Origin of the sequence: Enterobacter sp. T2 (assembly GCF_010692925.1) — a bacterium.
Taxonomy (GTDB): domain Bacteria; phylum Pseudomonadota; class Gammaproteobacteria; order Enterobacterales; family Enterobacteriaceae; genus Enterobacter; species Enterobacter kobei.
The window spans coordinates 266,879-284,548 of the sequence record NZ_CP048736.1; the positions used below are offsets into that span (position 1 = coordinate 266,879).

General features: G+C 57.2%; 17 protein-coding genes. 14 read left to right on the top strand and 3 right to left on the bottom strand.

From position 1 onward, the window contains the following. The first annotated feature begins 100 nt into the window (after positions 1-100). The 3 genes from rpoH to livJ all read left to right on the top strand — a co-directional run bounded on the left by rpoH (position 101) and on the right by livJ (position 3,657). Positions 101-958, top strand: a complete 858-nt coding sequence (gene rpoH / locus G0034_RS01265; protein ID WP_014882115.1) for an RNA polymerase sigma factor RpoH — start codon at positions 101-103, stop codon at positions 956-958. Positions 959-1,094: 136 nt separating this feature from the next. Beyond that, entirely contained in the window at positions 1,095-2,360 is a 1,266-nt protein-coding gene (locus G0034_RS01270; protein ID WP_179120432.1) for a 4-aminobutyrate--2-oxoglutarate transaminase, read from the top strand. A 196-nt stretch (positions 2,361-2,556) separates the two neighbouring features. Further along, positions 2,557-3,657: a branched chain amino acid ABC transporter substrate-binding protein LivJ gene (gene livJ, locus G0034_RS01275; protein ID WP_014882117.1), complete on the top strand. Its 1,101-nt coding sequence runs from the start codon at positions 2,557-2,559 to the stop codon at positions 3,655-3,657. A 177-nt stretch (positions 3,658-3,834) separates the two neighbouring features. Here the strand turns inward: livJ and panM are convergent, their stop codons facing one another. Next, a complete protein-coding gene (gene panM, locus G0034_RS01280; protein WP_014882118.1) occupies positions 3,835-4,218 on the bottom strand; it encodes an aspartate 1-decarboxylase autocleavage activator PanM in 384 nt (127 codons plus the stop codon). Between the two features lie 424 nt (positions 4,219-4,642). On the opposite strand from panM, the gene livK reads away from it, so the two are divergent. The 10 genes from livK to ugpQ all read left to right on the top strand — a co-directional run bounded on the left by livK (position 4,643) and on the right by ugpQ (position 14,713). Then, positions 4,643-5,752: a high-affinity branched-chain amino acid ABC transporter substrate-binding protein LivK gene (gene livK, locus G0034_RS01285; RefSeq protein WP_014882120.1), complete on the top strand. Its 1,110-nt coding sequence runs from the start codon at positions 4,643-4,645 to the stop codon at positions 5,750-5,752. A 46-nt stretch (positions 5,753-5,798) separates the two neighbouring features. Continuing rightward, positions 5,799-6,725 carry a high-affinity branched-chain amino acid ABC transporter permease LivH gene (gene livH / locus G0034_RS01290; protein WP_014882121.1) on the top strand — a complete coding sequence of 309 codons (927 nt, stop codon included), beginning with the start codon at positions 5,799-5,801 and terminating at the stop codon, positions 6,723-6,725. Next, complete coding sequence (gene livM, locus G0034_RS01295; protein WP_023331790.1) at positions 6,722-7,999, top strand: branched chain amino acid ABC transporter permease LivM; 1,278 nt, start codon at positions 6,722-6,724, stop codon at positions 7,997-7,999. Before livH ends, livM begins: the two co-directional genes overlap by 4 nt. After that, on the top strand, positions 7,996-8,763 hold the full coding sequence (gene livG / locus G0034_RS01300) for a high-affinity branched-chain amino acid ABC transporter ATP-binding protein LivG (RefSeq protein WP_014882123.1): 768 nt from the start codon (positions 7,996-7,998) through the stop codon (positions 8,761-8,763). The genes livM and livG overlap by 4 nt, the downstream gene beginning before the upstream one ends. 1 nt (position 8,764) lies before the next feature. Beyond that, positions 8,765-9,478, top strand: coding sequence for a high-affinity branched-chain amino acid ABC transporter ATP-binding protein LivF (livF, locus tag G0034_RS01305; RefSeq protein WP_006812273.1), 714 nt, complete (start codon positions 8,765-8,767; stop codon positions 9,476-9,478). Between the two features lie 267 nt (positions 9,479-9,745). Then, the gene (ugpB, locus tag G0034_RS01310; RefSeq protein WP_045135387.1) at positions 9,746-11,062 is read left to right on the top strand and encodes a sn-glycerol-3-phosphate ABC transporter substrate-binding protein UgpB; all 1,317 of its coding nucleotides are present in this window, start codon (positions 9,746-9,748) and stop codon (positions 11,060-11,062) included. 106 nt (positions 11,063-11,168) lie between these two features. Continuing rightward, complete coding sequence (gene ugpA / locus G0034_RS01315; protein WP_023331792.1) at positions 11,169-12,056, top strand: sn-glycerol-3-phosphate ABC transporter permease UgpA; 888 nt, start codon at positions 11,169-11,171, stop codon at positions 12,054-12,056. Then, positions 12,053-12,898 carry a sn-glycerol-3-phosphate ABC transporter permease UgpE gene (gene ugpE, locus G0034_RS01320; protein WP_023331793.1) on the top strand — a complete coding sequence of 282 codons (846 nt, stop codon included), beginning with the start codon at positions 12,053-12,055 and terminating at the stop codon, positions 12,896-12,898. Before ugpA ends, ugpE begins: the two co-directional genes overlap by 4 nt. Position 12,899: 1 nt before the next feature. Then, entirely contained in the window at positions 12,900-13,970 is a 1,071-nt protein-coding gene (locus tag G0034_RS01325) for a sn-glycerol-3-phosphate import ATP-binding protein UgpC (RefSeq protein WP_014882127.1), read from the top strand. Then, positions 13,967-14,713 (top strand): glycerophosphodiester phosphodiesterase, encoded by a 747-nt coding sequence (gene ugpQ / locus G0034_RS01330; protein WP_179120433.1) that lies wholly within the window; start codon positions 13,967-13,969, stop codon positions 14,711-14,713. The genes G0034_RS01325 and ugpQ overlap by 4 nt, the downstream gene beginning before the upstream one ends. Here ugpQ and G0034_RS01335 read toward each other — a convergent pair. Next, positions 14,697-15,074: a DUF2756 family protein gene (locus tag G0034_RS01335; protein ID WP_023331795.1), complete on the bottom strand. Its 378-nt coding sequence runs from the start codon at positions 15,072-15,074 to the stop codon at positions 14,697-14,699. The genes ugpQ and G0034_RS01335 overlap by 17 nt on opposite strands. A 123-nt stretch (positions 15,075-15,197) precedes the next feature. Between G0034_RS01335 and ggt the strand changes: the two genes are divergently transcribed. Next, positions 15,198-16,943 carry a gamma-glutamyltransferase gene (gene ggt / locus G0034_RS01340; RefSeq protein ID WP_023331796.1) on the top strand — a complete coding sequence of 582 codons (1,746 nt, stop codon included), beginning with the start codon at positions 15,198-15,200 and terminating at the stop codon, positions 16,941-16,943. An 87-nt stretch (positions 16,944-17,030) separates the two neighbouring features. Here ggt and yhhY read toward each other — a convergent pair whose 3' ends face one another. Then, positions 17,031-17,519 (bottom strand): N-acetyltransferase, encoded by a 489-nt coding sequence (gene yhhY / locus G0034_RS01345; protein ID WP_014882131.1) that lies wholly within the window; start codon positions 17,517-17,519, stop codon positions 17,031-17,033. Positions 17,520-17,670: the final 151 nt, after the last annotated feature.

Consider the following 17,670-nt stretch of genomic DNA (forward strand, 5'->3'; position numbering starts at 1 on the left):
CTGATAAAAGAGTGAATGCTAATCTCGTTGCTCAAACGCTTTGGCATGGTTGTTGCCTGACGGGGACAACCTGGACCAGAAGAAACATTGAGAGGAATGAATGACCAAAGAAATGCAAACTTTAGCTTTAGCCCCTGTTGGTAACCTGGAATCTTACATCCGGGCTGCGAACACCTGGCCGATGTTAACGGCCGAGGAAGAAAAGGAGCTTGCTGAAAAGCTGCATTACCAGGGCGATCTGGAAGCAGCGAAAAAGCTGATCCTGTCTCACCTGCGCTTTGTTGTTCACATTGCTCGTAATTACGCGGGCTATGGCCTGCCGCAGGCGGACTTGATTCAGGAAGGTAACATCGGTCTGATGAAGGCTGTACGTCGCTTTAACCCGGAAGTGGGTGTGCGACTGGTCTCCTTCGCCGTACACTGGATCAAAGCAGAAATTCATGAATACGTGCTGCGCAACTGGCGTATCGTGAAAGTCGCCACGACAAAAGCGCAACGTAAACTGTTCTTCAACCTGCGTAAAACCAAGCAGCGTCTGGGCTGGTTCAATCAGGATGAAGTGGAAATGGTGGCGCGCGAGCTGGGTGTATCCAGCAAAGATGTGCGTGAGATGGAATCCCGTATGGCCGCGCAGGACATGACGTTTGATATGTCCTCCGACGACGACGGCTCTGACAGCCAGCCAATGGCCCCGGTTCTGTATCTGCAGGATAAAACCTCCAACTTTGCTGACGGCATTGAAGAGGATAACTGGGAAGATCAGGCCGCGAATAAGCTCACCCATGCGATGGAAGGCCTCGACGAACGTAGTCAGGATATTATCCGTGCCCGCTGGCTGGACGAAGACAACAAGTCCACGCTGCAGGAACTGGCCGACCGCTACGGCGTCTCCGCTGAACGTGTGCGTCAGCTTGAAAAGAACGCCATGAAAAAACTTCGCGCCGCTATCGAAGCGTAATTTCTGCGAAGTACACTGAGAACCCCTGGATGAGAGTCCGGGGGTTTTGTTTTTTTAGCGCCCGCTCTGGCGAATTCCTCCCCCCTGGCAAACACTTACTGATGCGCTAAGCAGGCGATTTTCTCAGGGGGACAGGGTGAAAAATAACGAACTGAACGACCGGCGTTTGCAGGCGACGCCGCGCGGTATCGGCGTCATGTGTAATTTCTATGCCGATAAAGCCGAAAACGCCACGGTGTGGGACGTAGAAGGCAACGAGTATATCGACTTCGCCGCCGGCATTGCGGTGCTGAATACCGGCCATCGCCATCCCAAAGTCATTTCCGCTATTGAAAAACAACTCCACGCCTTTACCCATACGGCGTACCAGATTGTGCCGTATGAAGGCTATGTGGCGCTGGCCGAGCGTATCAACCAGCGCGTGCCCATTGATGGCCCGGCCAAAACGGCCTTTTTCTCGACGGGCGCAGAAGCGGTTGAAAACGCGGTTAAAATAGCCCGCGCCTATACCCGACGTCCTGGCCTCATCACTTTCGGCGGCGCGTTCCACGGCCGTACTTTTATGACCATGGCGCTGACTGGCAAAGTTGCGCCGTACAAACTGGGCTTTGGTCCGTTCCCTGGCTCGGTGTATCACGCGCAGTATCCGAACGATCTGCACGGCGTTAGCACGAATGAGGCGTTAAAAAGCCTGAAGCGCATCTTTAAAGCGGATATCGCACCGGATCAGGTCGCGGCCATTATTCTCGAACCGGTTCAGGGGGAAGGCGGTTTCAATATTGCACCTGCCGATTTTATGCAGGCGCTGCGTGCCCTCTGTGATACCCACGGTATTTTGCTGATTGCCGACGAGGTACAAAGTGGTTTCGCCCGTACAGGCAAACTGTTCTCGATGGAACACCACTGCGTGAAGCCCGATTTGATCACCATGGCGAAAAGCCTCGCGGGTGGGATGCCGCTCTCTGCGGTATCGGGCCGTGCCGACGTGATGGACGCACCTGCGCCGGGCGGGCTGGGCGGTACTTACGCGGGGAACCCGCTGGCGATTGCCGCTGCGCATGCGGTGCTGGACGTGATTGATGAAGAGGATCTCTGTACACGTTCTGCGCATCTTGGTCATCACCTGGTAGAGGTGCTGAACAAAGCGAAGAAACACTGTCCGTATATCGCCGACATTCGCGCGCAAGGATCGATGGTGGCGGTAGAGTTTAATGACCCGCAAACGGGCCAGCCTTCGCCGGAATTCACCCGCAAGGTACAGGAACGCGCGCTGCAGGAAGGTCTGCTTCTGCTGAGCTGCGGCGTTTACGGCAACGTTATTCGTTTCCTTTATCCGCTGACAATCCCCGAAGTGCAGTTCCGTCAAGCGCTGGACATTATCTCCGCCTCGCTGACACGTTAAAGCCGCGCGCCCGGTGAAATCTTTGCCGGGCTTATCATATATTCATTTCAAATTAGCTATTCCAAAATCATAAAAATGGGGTATGTTTTAGCAGAGTATGCTGAAAAAGCGCGAACAGCACACCAATAACTGAAATAAAGCGCTGCACAACAACATCACAACAATCGTAATAACCATAATAATGGGGAATCTCAGGATGAACATGAAGGGTAAAGCGTTACTGGCAGGATGTATTGCGTTGGCATTCAGCACCATGGCACAGGCAGACATTAAGGTGGCTGTGGTTGGCGCAATGTCCGGTCCGGTAGCACAGTACGGCGACCAGGAATTTACGGGCGCTGAACAGGCGGTTGCAGACATTAATGCTAAGGGCGGTATTAAAGGCGAAAAACTGCAGATCGTAAAATATGATGATGCCTGTGACCCGAAACAAGCGGTAGCGGTTGCGAACAAAGTGGTGAACGACGGGATCAAATACGTTATCGGTCACCTGTGCTCTTCCTCAACTCAGCCTGCGTCTGACATCTACGAAGATGAAGGGATTCTGATGATCACCCCGGCGGCGACCGCACCGGAGCTGACCGCGCGCGGCTACAAACTGACCCTGCGCACCACGGGCCTGGACTCTGACCAGGGCCCAACGGCGGCGAAATACATTCTGGATAAAGTGAAGCCGAAGCGTATCGCGATTGTTCATGACAAACAGCAGTACGGTGAAGGTCTGGCGCGTGCGGTGCAGGATGGTCTGAAGAAAGGCAACGCCAATGTGGTCTTCTTCGATGGGATCACTGCCGGTGAGAAAGACTTCTCCACGCTGGTGGCGCGCCTGAAAAAAGAGAATATCGATTTCGTTTACTACGGCGGTTACCACCCGGAGATGGGCCAGATCCTGCGCCAGGCGCGTGCAGCCGGTCTGAAAACCCAGTTTATGGGACCTGAAGGCGTAGCGAACGTTTCCCTGTCTAACATCGCGGGTGAATCTGCGGAAGGCCTGCTGGTGACCAAGCCGAAGAACTACGACCAGGTCCCTGCGAACAAACCTATCGTAGATGCCATCAAGGCGAAGAAACAGGATCCAAGCGGCGCGTTCGTCTGGACCACCTACGCTGCGCTGCAGTCTCTGCAGGCGGGTCTGAACCAGTCAGCCGATCCGGCTGAGATTGCGACCTGGCTGAAAGCGAACACCGTCGAAACCGTGATGGGGCCGCTGTCCTGGGATGAGAAGGGCGACCTGAAAGGCTTTGAGTTCGGCGTGTTTGACTGGCATGCCAACGGTACGGCGACAGACGCCAAATAATTTTCCCGTCGCCTTTCGCGCCTCAGGTGCGTTGGCTGCGTTATTCAACCCCGGTCACTTACTTATGTAAGCTCCCGGGGATTTCATAACTTGCCGCCTTCCTGCAACACGAAATGCTTGGGAAAATACGGTGGAGAATGTAGGCCGGGTAAGGCGCAGCCGCCACCCGGCTTTCTTTTAGCGCTTCTCCCACCCACTCTCCTGCGCCGTAAACCCTAACGCCTGCATAAACGCCGCCATCACGCCGCGGTCTTCTACGCCTACGTCAGCCATCCACCATGAGGTCACGTTCGGGTTTTCGCGGATCACTTCTTCAATTAAATACTGCCCCACGCCGCGACGCCGGGTGACGTCACGTACACGCAGTGAGTCCAGCGCCCCTTCTGTACCGCTCAGGGTCACGCGAACCGCAGCCAGCAGGCGTTCGTTGAAACGCGCGGCATAAATGCGGTGAGTCTCGTCGACGCGTAGCGACGAAGGGGAATATTCCGGCCAGATCTTGCCCAGGTCGATATGATCCTGGTCGCTAAAGGTCACCAGACGCACGATAGTCAGTTTCATTAGCTACATGTCCAAATCAAATTGAGTAGGGGCAGTGTACTCAATTTATTCACTCAGCGGCTTCCTCTTTTTATTCTCATTAACCAGGTGATTAGTTTTTTGGTAACGCGCTGGGCAGTTTGAAAACACATGGATCGAAAAATAAGCAGAATTTTAACCTGAATGGTAGTGATTTATTCGGCGCTTTGTACCGTTATTTTATGCTGCAAACTGCACTTTTATTTGTTTATCTCTGCATGATTTCAGAATATTATCTTTGCTTAATCGCCTGAAAAATAGAGATTTTAGTCTGGTTTTTGGCAAAAAACTGCGCTAAACCATTAAAGGCACTGGTAAAAATAGCGTTGTGCATTAAAAGTACAGAATGCTTTTTAACCATAATAAAACAAAATATAAACACGACATCACGAATGGGGATTCTGAGATGAAAAGGAACGCGAAAACATTTATCGCGGGAATGGTTGCACTGGCGATCTCGCATGCAGCCATGGCGGAAGAGATCAAAGTTGCGGTCGTGGGCGCAATGTCCGGCCCTGTTGCCCAGTGGGGTGATATGGAGTTCAACGGCGCGCGCCAGGCCATCAAAGACATCAACGCCAAAGGCGGCATCAAAGGCGACAAGCTGGTGGGCGTGGAATATGACGACGCCTGCGATCCGAAACAGGCCGTCGCGGTCGCCAACAAAATCGTCAACGATGGCATCCAGTATGTGATTGGCCACCTGTGCTCATCGTCCACCCAGCCTGCGTCTGATATCTACGAAGACGAAGGTATTCTGATGATCACCCCCGGCGCCACTAACCCAGAACTGACCCAGCGCGGCTATCAGCACATTATGCGTACCGCCGGTCTCGATTCTTCCCAGGGACCCACCGCTGCCAAATTTATCCTCGAAACCGTAAAGCCAAAGCGCATTGCCATCATTCATGACAAGCAGCAGTACGGCGAAGGCCTGGCGCGTTCCGTTCAGGACGGCCTGAAAAAAGGTGGCGCGAACATCGTCTTCTTCGACGGCATCACTGCCGGTGAGAAAGACTTCTCCGCGCTGATTGCTCGTCTGCAAAAAGAGAACATCGACTTCGTTTACTACGGCGGCTACTACCCTGAAATGGGGCAGATGCTGCGTCAGGCACGCGCCACCGGTCTGAAAACCCAGTTTATGGGACCAGAGGGCGTGGGTAATGCCTCCCTGTCGAACATCGCGGGCGATTCTGCCGAAGGCATGCTGGTTACGATGCCAAAACGCTATGACCAGGATCCGGCGAACAAGGCTATCGTTGATGCGCTTAAGGCGCAGAAAAAGGACCCGAGTGGTCCGTATGTCTGGATCACCTACGCGGCCGTACAGTCTCTGGCGACGGCTCTGGAGCGTACCGGCAGCAAAGAGCCGTTGGATCTGGTGAAAGATTTAAAAGCACACGGGGCGAACACCGTGATTGGGCCGCTGAACTGGGATGAGAAAGGCGATCTGAAGGGATTTGAGTTTGGTGTCTTTAAGTGGCACGCCGACGGGTCTTCCTCGGCCGCCAAATAATTATCCCGCCGCCCGGACCGCCGGGCGGGAATAAAAAGGTTTGCATATGTCCGAGCAGTTTCTCTATTTCCTGCAGCAGATGTTTAACGGCGTCACGCTGGGAAGCACCTACGCGCTGATTGCCATCGGCTATACGATGGTTTACGGCATTATCGGCATGATCAACTTCGCCCACGGCGAGGTGTACATGATCGGTAGCTACATCTCCTTTATGATCATCGCCGCCCTGATGATGATGGGCATCGACAGCAGCTGGCTGCTGGTTGCCGCCGGGTTTGTCGGCGCCATTGTGATCGCCAGCGCCTATGGCTGGAGCATCGAGCGCGTGGCCTATCGGCCGGTGCGCAGCTCCAAGCGTCTGATTGCGCTCATCTCCGCCATCGGTATGTCGATCTTCCTGCAAAACTACGTCAGCCTGACCGAAGGGTCGCGCGACGTGGCGCTGCCAAGCCTGTTTAACGGCCAGTGGATCGTGGGGGCCAGCGAAAACTTCTCTGCCTCTATCACCACCATGCAGCTCGTCATCTGGGTCGTGACCTTTATTGCGATGCTCGCCCTGACGCTGTTCATCCGTTATTCCCGCATGGGGCGCGCCTGCCGTGCCTGCGCGGAAGACCTGAAGATGGCGAGCCTGCTTGGCATCAATACTGACCGCGTGATTGCCCTGACCTTCGTGATCGGTGCCGCGATGGCGGCAGTGGCGGGCGTGCTGCTCGGCCAGTTCTACGGCGTGATCAACCCGTACATCGGCTTTATGGCCGGAATGAAAGCCTTCACCGCGGCAGTACTTGGCGGTATCGGCAGTATTCCTGGCGCGATGATCGGCGGCCTGATCCTGGGCGTGGCGGAAGCGCTCTCCTCGGCGTACCTGAGCACCGAATATAAAGACGTGGTGTCGTTTGCCCTGCTGATTCTGGTTCTGCTGGTCATGCCTACCGGTATTCTGGGCCGTCCGGAGGTAGAGAAAGTATGAAACCGATGCATTTTGCAATGGCGCTGCTCTCTGCCGCCATGTTCTTCGTGCTGGCGGGCGTCTTTATGGGCGTCCAGCTGGAGCTGAGCGGCACCAAACTGGTGGTGGATACCGCACCTGACATCCGCTGGCAGTGGGTGTTTATTGGCACGGCGGTGGTGTTCCTGTTCCAGCTGCTGCGTCCGCTGTTCCAGAAGACGCTGAAAAACGTTTCTGGCCCGAAATTCGTCCTGCCGGCAATCGACGGTTCCACCGTGAAGCAAAAGCTGTTCCTCGTGGCGCTGCTGGTGGCGGCCGTGGCGTGGCCATTCGTGGTCTCGCGCGGCACGGTGGATATCGCTACCCTGACCATGATTTACGTGATTTTGGGTCTCGGCCTGAACGTGGTGGTGGGGCTCTCTGGCCTGCTGGTGCTGGGCTACGGTGGTTTTTACGCCATCGGTGCCTACACCTTCGCGCTGCTGAACCATTATTACGGCCTCGGCTTCTGGACCTGTCTGCCGCTGGCGGGCCTGGTTTCTGCCGCTGCGGGCTTCCTGCTGGGCTTCCCGGTGCTGCGCCTGCGCGGTGACTACCTGGCGATTGTGACCTTAGGCTTTGGCGAAATCGTCCGTATCCTGCTGCTGAATAACACCGAAATCACCGGTGGTCCGAACGGCATCAGCCAGATCCCGAAACCGACCTTCTTCGGGCTGGAGTTCAGCCGTACCGCCCGCGAAGGCGGCTGGGATACCTTCAGCAACTTCTTTGGCGTGAAGTATGACCCGTCCGACCGCGTGATTTGGCTCTACCTGGTTGCGCTGCTGCTGGTGGTGGTGACCCTTTTCGTGATTAACCGTCTGCTGCGCATGCCGCTGGGCCGCGCGTGGGAAGCGCTGCGTGAAGATGAGATCGCCTGCCGCTCCCTGGGCCTGAACCCGACCCGCATCAAGCTGACCGCGTTTACCATCAGCGCCGCGTTTGCCGGTTTCGCCGGGACGCTGTTTGCCGCGCGTCAGGGCTTCGTCAGCCCGGAATCGTTCACGTTTGCCGAATCGGCCTTTGTGCTGGCGATTGTGGTGCTCGGCGGGATGGGCTCGCAGTTTGCCGTCATTCTCGCGGCCATCCTGCTGGTGGTCTCGCGCGAGCTGATGCGTGACTTTAACGAATACAGCATGCTGATGCTGGGTGGTTTGATGGTGCTGATGATGATCTGGCGTCCGCAGGGCCTGCTGCCGATGACCCGTCCACAGCTGAAGCTGAAGAACGGGAAAGCGAAAGGAGAGCAGGCATGAGTCAGCCATTATTATCCGTTAACGGTCTGATGATGCGTTTTGGCGGCCTGCTGGCGGTCAACAACGTGAATCTGGATCTGCATAAGAAAGAGATCGTCTCCCTGATTGGCCCCAACGGCGCGGGAAAAACCACGGTGTTTAACTGCCTGACCGGTTTCTACAAGCCTACGGGCGGCACCATCATGCTGCGCGATAAGCACCTGGAAGGGCTGCCGGGCCAGCAAATTGCCCGCATGGGCGTGGTGCGTACCTTCCAGCACGTGCGCCTGTTCCGCGAGATGACGGTGATTGAGAACCTGCTGGTGGCACAGCATCAGCAGCTCAAAACCGGGCTGTTCTCCGGTCTGCTGAAGACTCCGGCCTTCCGCCGCGCCCAGGAGGAGGCCCTCGACCGCGCCGCCACCTGGCTCGACCGCATCGGCTTGCTGCAGCACGCCAACCGTCAGGCGAGCAACCTGGCCTACGGCGATCAGCGTCGTCTGGAGATTGTGCGCTGCATGGTGACGCAGCCGGAGATCCTGATGCTCGACGAACCGGCGGCGGGCCTCAACCCGAAAGAAACCAAAGAGCTGGACGAGCTGATTGCCGAGCTGCGCGATCACCACGACACCACCATCCTGCTGATTGAGCACGACATGAAGCTGGTGATGGGTATTTCGGACCGTATTTACGTGGTCAACCAGGGCACGCCGCTGGCAAACGGCACGCCGGAAGAGATCCGCAACAATCCGGACGTGATCCGCGCGTACCTTGGTGAGGCATAAGATGGAAAAAGCGATGTTAACGTTCGACAAGGTCAATGCGCACTACGGCAAGATCCAGGCGCTGCACGACGTCAGCCTGCACATCAATCAGGGTGAAATCGTCACCCTGATTGGCGCCAACGGCGCGGGCAAAACCACGCTGCTCGGTACCCTGTGCGGCGACCCGCGGGCTACCAGCGGGCGGATTGTGTTTGATGGCAAAGACATTACCGACTGGCAGACTGCAAAAATCATGCGTGAAGCGGTGGCGATTGTTCCGGAAGGGCGTCGCGTCTTCTCGCGCATGACGGTGGAAGAGAACCTGGCGATGGGCGGCTTCTTCGCTCACCGCGATGAATACCAGACCCGCATCAAGTGGGTATACGAACTCTTCCCGCGCCTGTGGGAGCGCCGTATTCAGCGTGCGGGCACCATGTCCGGCGGTGAGCAGCAGATGCTGGCGATTGGCCGCGCGCTGATGAGCCAGCCACGCCTGCTGCTGCTGGACGAACCGTCGCTCGGTCTGGCGCCGATCATTATCCAGCAGATCTTCGACACCATCGAGCAGCTGCGTAAAGAGGGGATGACCATCTTCCTCGTCGAGCAGAACGCCAACCAGGCGCTGAAGCTCGCCGACCGTGGCTACGTGCTGGAAAACGGCCGCGTGGTGCTTGAAGATACCGGCGATGCGCTGCTGGCGAACGAAGCGGTGCGGAGCGCGTATTTAGGCGGCTGAGTCGTCTTCATCGCCCGGTGGCGCTGCGCTTACCGGGCCTACATACCTTTCTCCCTCTCCCTGTGGGAGAGGGCCGGGGTGAGGGCATCAGACCGCACTCAATCACCCAACCCCCCAACCCCCTTCACACAACCATCATCCCCCTGACGCTTTGCTGTCACTTATCTGTAAACAAACAGTTATTTTTCTGTCATTCGAGCATGTCATGTTACCTCGCGAGCATAAAACGCGTGATATCGCGCATCCGGCACAATAAGAGAGATGACAATGACATCGTTACGACACACAGCTTTGGGTCTGGCACTGGGTCTGGCTTTTGCGACGAACGCAATGGCTGTCACCACCATTCCATTCTGGCATTCCATGGAAGGGGAGTTGGGTAAAGAAGTTGACTCCCTGGCGCAGCGTTTCAACGACACCCACCCGGATTACAAGATTGTGCCGGTGTACAAAGGCAACTACGAGCAGAGCCTGAGCGCGGGCATCGCCGCCTTCCGTACCGGTAACGCCCCTGCACTGTTACAGGTTTATGAAGTGGGTACCGCGACCATGATGGCCTCGAAAGCCATCAAGCCGGTCTATGAAGTCTTCAAAGAGGCGGGCATCAACTTCGACGAGTCGCAGTTCGTGCCAACCGTGGCGGGCTACTACACCGATTCCAAAACCGGTCACCTGCTGTCTCAGCCGTTTAACAGCTCCACGCCGGTCCTGTACTACAACAAAGATGCCTTCAGGAAAGCCGGTTTAGATCCGGAGCAGCCGCCAAAAACCTGGCAGGATCTGGCCGACTATACCGCGAAGCTGAAAGCTGCGGGGATGAAGTGCGGCTACGCCAGCGGCTGGCAGGGATGGATCCAGATTGAAAACTTCAGCGCCTGGCACGGCCTGCCGGTTGCCACCAAAAACAACGGCTTCGACGGCACTGACGCGGTACTGGAGTTCAACAAGCCGGAGCAGGTGAAGCACATTGCGCTGCTGGAAGCGCTCAACAAAAAGGGCGATTTCAGCTACTTCGGCCGTAAAGACGAATCCACTGAAAAGTTCTACAACGGTGACTGCGCTATTACCACCGCGTCTTCCGGTTCGCTGGCAGATATCCGTCACTACGCCAAATTCAACTACGGCGTGGGCATGATGCCGTACGACGCTGACGTGAAGGGCGCGCCGCAGAACGCCATCATCGGCGGGGCCAGCCTGTGGGTGATGCAGGGCAAAGACAAGGGCACCTACAAAGGCGTGGCCGAGTTCCTCGACTTCCTGGCGAAGCCAGAGATTGCCGCTGAGTGGCACCAGAAAACCGGCTACCTGCCGATCACCAAAGCCGCCTATGACCTGACCCGCGAGCAGGGCTTCTACAGCAAAAACCCGGGCGCGGATATCGCGACGCGACAGATGCTGAACAAGCCGCCGTTGCCGTTCACCAAAGGTCTGCGTCTGGGCAACATGCCGCAGATCCGCACCATCGTGGATGAAGAGCTGGAAAGCGTGTGGACCGGGAAGAAAACGCCTCAACAGGCGCTGGATTCAGCGGTAGAACGCGGGAATCAGCTGCTGCGCCGTTTTGAGCAGTCGACCAAATCGTAATCTGTGATTCGCCCGGTGGCGCTTCGCTTACCGGGCCTACGACGTGCCACATGTAGGCCGGGTAAGGCGTAGCCGCCACCCGGCATTGCTCAGGAACCCAATCTCAATGTCATCATCCCGTCCGGTGTTCCGCTCCCGCTGGCTGCCCTATCTTCTGGTCGCGCCGCAGCTGGTCATCACCGTTATCTTCTTTATCTGGCCTGCGGGCGAAGCGCTGTGGTACTCGGTACAAAGCGTCGACCCGTTCGGGCTGTCCAGCCAGTTTGTTGGCCTGGACAACTTCACCGCGCTGTTCCACGACAGCTACTATCTGGACTCCTTCTGGACGACGATGAAATTCAGCGCGCTGGTCACCGTCAGCGGTCTGGTCGCTTCGCTGTTCTTTGCCGCGCTGGTGGATTACGTGGTGCGCGGCAGCCGCCTGTATCAGACCCTGATGCTGCTGCCTTACGCCGTCGCGCCCGCCGTTGCGGCCGTGCTGTGGATCTTCCTGTTTAACCCGGGGCGCGGGCTGATTACCCATTTCCTGGCCGAATTGGGTTACGACTGGAACCACGCCCAGAACAGCGGTCAGGCGATGTTCCTGGTGGTGTTCGCCTCGGTGTGGAAGCAGATCAGCTATAACTTCCTGTTCTTCTTTGCCGCACTGCAGTCCATCCCGCGTTCGCTGGTGGAAGCCGCGGCGATTGACGGCGCAGGGCCGGTTCGCCGCTTCTTCAGATTATCGCTGCCGCTGATCGCCCCGGTGAGCTTCTTCCTGCTGGTGGTTAACCTTGTGTACGCCTTCTTCGACACTTTCCCGGTGATCGACGCGGCGACCGCGGGCGGCCCGGTGCAGGCGACCACGACGCTTATCTATAAGATCTACCGCGAAGGCTTTGCGGGGCTTGATCTCTCGGCCTCCGCCGCGCAGTCGGTGGTGCTGATGTTCCTCGTCATCATCCTCACGGTGGTGCAGTTCCGCTATGTTGAAAGTAAGGTGCGCTACCAATGATTGAGAACCGTCGCGGGCTGACGATTTTCAGCCATACCATGCTGATTTTAGGGATCATCGTCATCCTGTTTCCGCTGTACGTGGCGTTTGTCGCCGCCACGCTGGACACCAAAGCGGTGTTCGACACGCCGATGACGCTGATCCCAGGTTCGCATTTGTTTGAGAACATGAAGACCATCTGGACCCAGGGCGTGGGCGCGAACAGCGCGCCGTTCTGGCTGATGATGCTCAACAGCTTCATCATGGCGTTCGGCATCACCGTCGGCAAAATCACGGTGTCGATGCTCTCCGCCTTCGCCATCGTCTGGTTCCGTTTTCCGCTGCGCAACCTCTTCTTCTGGATGATCTTTATCACCCTGATGCTGCCGGTGGAAGTGCGTATCTTCCCGACGGTGGAAGTGATCGCCAACCTGAAGATGCTCGACAGCTATGCGGGCTTAACCCTGCCGCTGATGGCCTCGGCGACCGCCACCTTCCTGTTCCGCCAGTTCTTTATGACCCTGCCGGACGAGCTCATTGAAGCCGCGCGTATCGACGGCGCGTCACCTATGCGCTTCTTCCGCGATATCGTGCTGCCGCTGTCGAAAACCAATCTTGCGGCGCTGTTTGTGATCACCTTTATCTACGGCTGGAACCAGTACCTGTGGCCGCTGCTGATTATCCAGGACGTCAGCCTCGGCACCGCCGTCGCGGGCATCAAAGGCATGATTGCCACCGGCGAAGGCACCACCCTCTGGAACCAGGTGATGGCGGCGATGCTGCTCACCCTTATCCCACCCGTAGTCATTGTTTTAGCCATGCAGCGCGCGTTTGTCCGCGGCCTGGTCGATAGCGAGAAATAAGATGGCAGGTTTAAAACTTCAGGCAGTAACCAAAAGCTGGGACGGCAAAACCCAGGTCATTCAGCCGCTCACGCTCGACGTGGCGGACGGCGAGTTTATCGTGATGGTGGGCCCGTCCGGCTGCGGCAAATCCACCCTGCTGCGCATGGTGGCGGGGCTGGAGCGCGTGACCTCGGGCGATATCTGGATTGACCGCCAGCGCGTCACCGAGATGGAACCGAAGGATCGCGGTATTGCGATGGTGTTTCAGAACTACGCCCTCTATCCGCACATGAGCGTGGAAGAGAATATGGCGTGGGGGCTGAAAATCCGCGGCATGGGCAAAGGCCATATCGACGAGCGCGTCAAAGAAGCGGCACGCATTCTGGAACTGGACGGCCTGCTCAAGCGCCGCCCGCGCGAGCTCTCCGGTGGTCAGCGCCAGCGCGTGGCGATGGGGCGCGCCATCGTGCGCGACCCGGCGGTATTCCTGTTCGATGAACCGCTCTCCAACCTGGATGCCAAGCTGCGCGTGCAGATGCGTCTTGAGCTGCAACAGCTCCATCGCCGTCTGAAAACCACCTCTCTGTACGTGACCCACGATCAGGTCGAAGCTATGACCCTTGCCCAGCGCGTGATGGTGATGAACAAAGGCATCGCCGAGCAGATTGGTACGCCGGTGGATGTTTACGAGAAACCGGCCACCCGCTTTGTGGCGAGCTTTATCGGCAGCCCGGCAATGAACCTGCTGGAAGGGCGTATCAGCAATGCAGGCACGCACTTTGAGCTGGAAAGCGGGATGGCATTACCGATCAACTGGTACTATCGTGGCTACGCCGGGCGTAAGATGACGCTCGGGATCCGCCCCGAGCATATCGGTTTAACCTCTCAGGCGGACGGCGGCGTGCCGCTGGTGATGGACACGCTGGAGATGTTGGGGGCAGATAACCTGGCGCACGGGCGCTGGGGCGAGCAAAAAATGGTGGTGCGTCTGGCACATCAGGAGCGCCCGAAAGCAGGCAGCACGTTGTGGCTGCACCTGCCGGAAAATCATCTGCACCTCTTTGATGGTGAAACAGGACAACGAGTATGAGCAACTGGCCTTATCCCCACATCGTCGCCCACCGTGGCGGCGGTAAACTGGCGCCGGAAAATACCCTGGCGGCGATTGATGTTGGCGCGCGCTACGGTCACACGATGATCGAGTTTGACGCCAAGCTGTCGAAGGACGGCGAGATTTTCCTGCTGCATGACGACAACCTCGAACGCACCAGCAACGGCTGGGGCGTAGCGGGTGAACTGCCGTGGCGCGATCTGCTGAAAGTGGATGCCGGAAGCTGGTACAGCGGTGAATTCAAAGGCGAACCGCTGCCGCTGCTGGCGGAGGTGGCGGACCGCTGTCGTCAGCACGGCATGATGGCAAACATTGAAATCAAACCGACCACCGGCACCGGGACGCTGACGGGTAAAGTCATTGCGCTGGCCGCGCGTGAGCTATGGGAAGGGATGACGGCGCCGCTGCTCTCCTCGTTTGAAATTGACGCCCTGGAAGCGGCCCAGGCTGCCGTGCCTGAACTCCCGCGTGGGCTGCTGCTGGACGAGTGGCGTGAGGACTGGTGCGAGCTGACGACCCGCTTAGGCTGTGTCTCTATCCATCTCAATCACAGGCTGCTGGACGAGGCGCGGGTGAAGATGCTCAAAGACGCGGGTCTGCATATTCTGGTTTATACCGTGAATAAACCCCAGCGTGCAGCCGAACTGCTGCGCTGGGGCGTGGACAGCATCTGTACCGATGTCATAGACCTGATCGGCCCGAACTTTAGTTCTGCGGGTTAAGCATACTGCCATTCGACTGCGACGGCAGCATATGCTGCTGTCCGCTGCCTGACGACGTCATCCCACCTAACATCCCACCGTTTTTATTCGGCAGCGGCTGCTCACGCACCTGTCCCTGCTGTACGCGCTGGGTGTTGGCGTTCATCTGATTTTGCAGGCTCTGCTGCTGCATCTGGGTCTGTGTTTTCAACTGCTGGTTCAGCATCCCTTTTTGCTGTTGCTGCTGGCTCATCATCTCCGTCTGCATACGCTGCTGGCTCGGGATGACATAACCCTGCTGGTTCGGGTTGTTCATGGTGTTAAGTGGCTGTGCGAGCGCGGCAAACGGGATCAGCGCCGCAAGAATCAGTAAGCGTTTCATTGTCATTTCCTCCTGTTGAGGTCTCTCTTAAGTTTACCCTGATTTCACCATGACGATGATTTTTTAGGAGTTGTGAACCAGGCTTAAGCGGGGAATATGGATCCCTTCACCTGGAGAACAATAATGATGAAACCAACGTTTTTGCGCTGGGTCGCCATCGCCGCGCTGATGGCAGGCGGGACATTTAGCGTGGCGGCCAACCCGCCAGCGGCTCCGCCAGTATCGTATGGCGTGGAGGAAGATGTTTTTCATCCCGTGCGGGCAACCCACGGTATGGTGGCGTCCGTAGATGCGCTGGCAACCCATGTGGGCGTCGACATTCTCAAACAGGGCGGTAACGCGGTAGATGCGGCGGTCGCGGTGGGATATGCACTGGCGGTAACGCACCCGCAGGCGGGGAATCTGGGTGGCGGTGGCTTTATGATGCTGCGCACCAAAGACGGCAAAACGACCGCCATCGACTTCCGCGAAATGGCGCCTGCTCAGGCGTCCCGCGATATGTTCCTCGACGACCAGGGGAACCCGGACAGTAAAAAATCCCTGACTTCCCATCTCGCAAGCGGCACGCCGGGCACCGTGGCGGGCTTCTCGCTGGCGCTGGAGAAATACGGCACCATGCCGCTTAACAAGGTGGTGCAGCCAGCCATTAAACTGGCCCGGGACGGCTTTGTGGTGAATGACGCTCTGGCGGACGATCTCAAAACCTACGGCAGTGAAGTGATTCCCAATCACGAAAACAGTAAAGCCATCTTCTGGAAAGACGGCGAGCCGTTGAAGAAGGGCGATAAGCTGGTGCAGAAGAACCTCGCCAAAAGCCTTGAGCTGATAGCTGAAAACGGTCCGGACGCGTTCTACAAAGGGGCGATTGCTGACCAGATTGCTGAAGAGATGAAGAAAAACGGCGGGCTCATCACCAAAGCGGACCTGGCCGAGTATAAGGCGGTAGAGCGTGAGCCGATTAGCGGAACCTATCGCGGCTACGAAGTCTTCTCGATGCCACCGCCGTCCTCCGGCGGGATCCACATCGTGCAGATCCTCAATATTCTTGAAAACTTCGATATGCATAAGTTCGGCTTCGGCAGCGCGGATGCGATGCAGGTAATGGCGGAGGCCGAAAAACGCGCCTACGCCGACCGCTCGGAATACCTCGGTGACCCGGACTTCGTGAAGGTGCCGTGGCAGGCGTTGACCAACAAGGCATATGCCAAATCCATTGCTGATGAGATCGACATCAACAAGGCTAAACCGTCCAGCGAGATCCGCCCCGGCAAGCTGGCACCGTATGAAAGCAACCAGACCACCCACTTCTCGGTGGTGGATAAAGACGGTAACGCGGTGGCGGTGACCTATACGCTCAACACCACCTTTGGTACCGGGATTGTGGCGGGCAACAGCGGCATTCTGCTTAACAACGAGATGGATGATTTCTCTGCCAAGCCGGGCGTGCCGAACGTCTACGGTCTGGTCGGCGGCGATGCGAATGCGGTTGGGCCGAAGAAGCGACCGCTGTCATCCATGTCACCCACTATCGTGGTGAAAGACGGTAAAACCTGGCTGGTCACCGGCAGTCCTGGCGGAAGCCGGATTATCACTACGGTATTGCAGATGGTGGTCAACAGTATCGATTTTGGGATGAACGTCGCCGAAGCGACCAACGCGCCGCGTTTTCATCACCAGTGGCTGCCGGATGAACTGCGCGTTGAGAAGGGCTTTAGCCCGGACACCATCAAACTGCTGGAGCAACGTGGACAGAAGGTGGCGGTAAAAGAGGCGATGGGCAGCACCCAGAGCATTATGGTCGGGCCGGACGGCGCGCTGTTTGGGGCATCGGACCCGCGTTCGGTAGATGATTTGACGGCGGGGTACTGATTTTGTTGCCCGGTGGCGCTGCGCTTACCGGGCCTACAACGGCACGAATGTAGGCCGGGTAAGGCGAAGCCGCCACCCGGCAACAAATTACTTCATTCTCGCCATATAATACGCATCCACATACTCACCGTTGCGCAGGGCGTAGCGCTTGCCAGTACCTTCAATCTCGAATCCGTGTTTTTTGTACACGGCTATTGCCGGCTCGTTATCCACAAACACCGTTAATTCGATGCGGTCGACGCGCAGCCAGTTGTCGCACATGTCGATCATGGTGCGGATCAGCGCGCTGGCGACGCCGCGGTTGTGCCACTGTGCGCCTACGCAGATACCAAAATCGGCCACGTGGCTGCGGCGCGGGCGCTGGGCAACATCAATGGTGAGGTGCCCAACCACGATATCGTCAATACAGGCAACCAGTTGCTTAATACCGGGCTGGTCGCCTAGCCGCATCTGCCACATTTCCAGCGAAGGATGAGGAACCTGTAGCGTGTTGTGGTACACCTCCGGCTGGGCGTGGATCTGACGAATGGCGTCATAATCTTTCGGTTCCGCGTGGCGTATCACAATCTCACTCATCCCTTATTCCTCAGTCAGTTAAATGTCCCTCTCAACATCAATGACTTTAAAATTTGAGTCAACCGCTATTTTTTGCAAAAAGTATTGGACAAGTGCGAATGAGAATGATTATTATTGCTCTGCATTCAGGAAGACCCCTACGGGAACCTGA